This window comes from Xenorhabdus vietnamensis (genome assembly GCF_002127535.1).
Classification (GTDB): Bacteria; Pseudomonadota; Gammaproteobacteria; order Enterobacterales; family Enterobacteriaceae; genus Xenorhabdus; species Xenorhabdus vietnamensis.
In genome coordinates, this window is record NZ_MUBJ01000015.1 from 105258 (window position 1) to 108760 (window position 3503).

1 tRNA gene and 2 rRNA genes are annotated in these 3503 nt (G+C 54.1%); all 3 read left to right on the top strand.

The features are described 5' to 3' along the window. Positions 1–136 precede the first annotated feature (136 nt). The 3 genes from Xvie_RS26670 (at position 137) to rrf (ending at position 3503) form a co-directional block, all read left to right on the top strand. Positions 137–212, top strand: a tRNA-Glu gene (locus Xvie_RS26670). Positions 213–404: 192 nt separating this feature from the next. Then, positions 405–3314: ribosomal RNA gene (locus tag Xvie_RS26675) — 23S ribosomal RNA — on the top strand. A gap of 88 nt (positions 3315–3402) precedes the next feature. Beyond that, positions 3403–3503: ribosomal RNA gene (gene rrf / locus Xvie_RS26680) — 5S ribosomal RNA — on the top strand.

Below are 3503 nucleotides of genomic sequence, written 5' to 3' on the forward strand. Positions count from 1 at the left end.
TCGTAACAAGGTAACCGTAGGGGAACCTGCGGTTGGATCACCTCCTTACCTAGAGATAGTAGTTTTTGTTGCAGTGCTCACACAGATTGTCTGATGAAATGTAATATGAGCAGCGCGTCTGCGAAGAAGACTCGATGTCCCCTTCGTCTAGAGGCCTAGGACACCGCCCTTTCACGGCGGTAACAGGGGTTCGAATCCCCTAGGGGACGCCACACTGCTCAGGCCCTGTGTGAAAGGCGGTGCCCCCTGATATTATTGTTAAGCGGGCTGTAAAGTCGGTTTACCAATAATAGCTCTTTAACAATCCGGAACAAGCTGAAAATTTGAAACACCCAGTCCCAGTCGTGAAGACGGGATTGGGGAGTCTCTCAAAACTCCAGTCCGAAGACACCTTCGGGTTGTGAGGTTAAGCGACTAAGCGTACACGGTGGATGCCTAGGCAGTCAGAGGCGATGAAGGACGTGCTAATCTGCGAAAAGCGCCGGTGAGCTGATATGAAGCGCCATCAGCCGGCGATGTCCGAATGGGGAAACCCAGTGCAATCCGTTGCACTATCATTAACTGAATTCATAGGTTAATGAGGCGAACCGGGGGAACTGAAACATCTCAGTACCCCGAGGAAAAGAAATCAACCGAGATTCCCCCAGTAGCGGCGAGCGAACGGGGAGCAGCCCAGAACCAGCATCAGTGTCAGCGTCAGGAGAACGGTCTGGAAAGGCCGGCAGTAAAGGGTGATAGCCCCGTATCTGAAGACGCTGGCAGTGGGAGTTCGATGAGTAGGGCGGGACACGTGGTATCCTGTCTGAACATGGGGGGACCATCCTCCAAGGCTAAATACTCCTGACTGACCGATAGTGAACCAGTACCGTGAGGGAAAGGCGAAAAGAACCCCGGCGAGGGGAGTGAAAGAGAACCTGAAACCGTGTACGTACAAGCAGTGGGAGCACCCTTTGGGGTGTGACTGCGTACCTTTTGTATAATGGGTCAGCGACTTATATTCTGTAGCAAGGTTAACCGTATAGGGGAGCCGCAGGGAAACCGAGTCTTAACTGGGCGTTAAGTTGCAGGGTATAGACCCGAAACCCGGTGATCTAGCCATGGGCAGGTTGAAGGTTGGGTAACACTAACTGGAGGACCGAACCGACTAATGTTGAAAAATTAGCGGATGACTTGTGGCTGGGGGTGAAAGGCCAATCAAACCGGGAGATAGCTGGTTCTCCCCGAAAGCTATTTAGGTAGCGCCTCGTGAAGTCATCTTCGGGGGTAGAGCACTGTTTCGGCTAGGGGGTCATCCCGACTTACCAACCCGATGCAAACTGCGAATACCGAAGAATGTTATCACGGGAGACACACGGCGGGTGCTAACGTCCGTCGTGAAGAGGGAAACAACCCAGACCGCCAGCTAAGGTCCCCAAGTCATGGTTAAGTGGGAAACGAAGTGGGAAGGCTCAGACAGCCAGGATGTTGGCTTAGAAGCAGCCATCATTTAAAGAAAGCGTAATAGCTCACTGGTCGAGTCGGCCTGCGCGGAAGATGTAACGGGGCTAAACCATGCACCGAAGCTGCGGCAGCGACACGCAAGTGTTGTTGGGTAGGGGAGCGTTCTGTAAGCCGTTGAAGGTGTGCTGTGAGGCATGCTGGAGGTATCAGAAGTGCGAATGCTGACATAAGTAACGATAAAGCGGGTGAAAAACCCGCTCGCCGGAAGACCAAGGGTTCCTGTCCAACGTTAATCGGGGCAGGGTGAGTCGACCCCTAAGGCGAGGCCGAAAGGCGTAGTCGATGGGCAACGGGTTAATATTCCCGTACCCGGTGTTACTGCGAAGGGGGGACGGAGAAGGCTAGGCTGGCCGGGCGACGGTTTGTCCCGGTTTAAGCGTGTAGGTGGGGTGACCTGGCAAATCCGGTCACCTGTTAACACTGAGGCGTGATGACGAGGCACCACGGTGCTGAAGTAGCTGATGCCCTGCTTCCAGGAAAAGCCTCTAAGCTCTAGGTAACATTGGATCGTACCCCAAACCGACACAGGTGGTCAGGTAGAGAATACTCAGGCGCTTGAGAGAACTCGGGTGAAGGAACTAGGCAAAATGGTGCCGTAACTTCGGGAGAAGGCACGCTGGCACTAGGTGAAGGGCCCCGCGCCCGGAGCCGAAGCCAGTCGCAGATACCAGCTGGCTGCAACTGTTTAATAAAAACACAGCACTGTGCAAACACGAAAGTGGACGTATACGGTGTGACGCCTGCCCGGTGCTGGAAGGTTAATTGATGGGGTTAGCCGCAAGGCGAAGCTCTTGATCGAAGCCCCAGTAAACGGCGGCCGTAACTATAACGGTCCTAAGGTAGCGAAATTCCTTGTCGGGTAAGTTCCGACCTGCACGAATGGCGTAATGATGGCCAGGCTGTCTCCACCCGAGACTCAGTGAAATTGAACTCGCTGTGAAGATGCAGTGTACCCGCGGCAAGACGGAAAGACCCCGTGAACCTTTACTATAGCTTGACACTGAACCTGGAGCCTTGATGTGTAGGATAGGTGGGAGGCTTGGAAGTGTGGACGCCAGTCTGCATGGAGCCAACCTTGAAATACCACCCTTGAATGTTTGAGGTTCTAACGTAGGCCCGTCATCCGGGTTGCGGACAGTGTCTGGTGGGTAGTTTGACTGGGGCGGTCTCCTCCCAAAGCGTAACGGAGGAGCACGAAGGTTAGCTAATCACGGTCGGACATCGTGAGGTTAGTGCAAAGGCATAAGCTAGCTTGACTGCGAGAGTGACAGCTCGAGCAGGTACGAAAGTAGGTCTTAGTGATCCGGTGGTTCTGCATGGAAGGGCCATCGCTCAACGGATAAAAGGTACTCCGGGGATAACAGGCTGATACCGCCCAAGAGTTCATATCGACGGCGGTGTTTGGCACCTCGATGTCGGCTCATCACATCCTGGGGCTGAAGTAGGTCCCAAGGGTATGGCTGTTCGCCATTTAAAGTGGTACGCGAGCTGGGTTTAGAACGTCGTGAGACAGTTCGGTCCCTATCTGCCGTGGGCGTTGGAAGATTGAAAGGGGCTGCTCCTAGTACGAGAGGACCGGAGTGGACGCACCACTGGTGTTCGGGTTGTCATGCCAATGGCACTGCCCGGTAGCTAAGTGCGGAAGAGATAACCGCTGAAAGCATCTAAGCGGGAAACTTGCCTTGAGATGAGTCTTCCCTTGTCCCTTGAGGACACTGAAGGAACGTTCGAGACGAGGACGTGGATAGGCTGGGTGTGTAAGCGTTGCGAGACGTTGAGCTAACCAGTACTAATGAACCGTGCGGCTTAACCTGACAACACCGAAGGTGTTTTGGGCTGAGAGAGCAGATGACAAAGTTTCAAAGCAGATGACAGCTTGTTCGGGGTTGAAACCAGGATTTGTCTGGCGGCAATAGCGCGGTGGTCCCACCTGACCCCATGCCGAACTCAGCAGTGAAACGCCGTAGCGCCGATGGTAGTGTGGGGTCTCCCCATGTGAGAGT